A 264-nucleotide genomic window follows, 5' to 3' on the forward strand; every position below is an offset into this window, starting at 1 on the left:
TGATTATTGACGGCCCTGAGGTGGCGCTGCGCTGGCACGCCAATCTGAGAAACCGCGGCACCGGTGAACCCGGCGAAATGAGCGTATTCGATCATATCGTTGTTCAGAACGGTTTGATCACAAGCTACACCGAATTTCTCGATACCGAATGTTTCCGGCGGCTGATGGCAGGGGAGCCACAACCAGAGTTTGCCCGCCAGTCTAACCGTCCGGCCGGATATAGTGCTGAGCCCCGACAGCCCGATGCCACCGAATCCCTTGCTC

1 protein-coding gene is annotated in these 264 nt (G+C 57.6%); it reads left to right on the forward strand.

Features of this window, described 5'->3' with window-relative positions; translation table 11 throughout:
• Nucleotides 1-264: nuclear transport factor 2 family protein (locus tag H5993_RS09285; RefSeq protein WP_204777115.1), on the forward strand; the 264-nt coding region annotated here is incomplete at both ends.

Origin of the sequence: Limosilactobacillus alvi (genome assembly GCF_016900115.1) — a bacterium.
GTDB classification, from domain to species: Bacteria; Bacillota; Bacilli; order Lactobacillales; family Lactobacillaceae; genus Limosilactobacillus; species Limosilactobacillus alvi.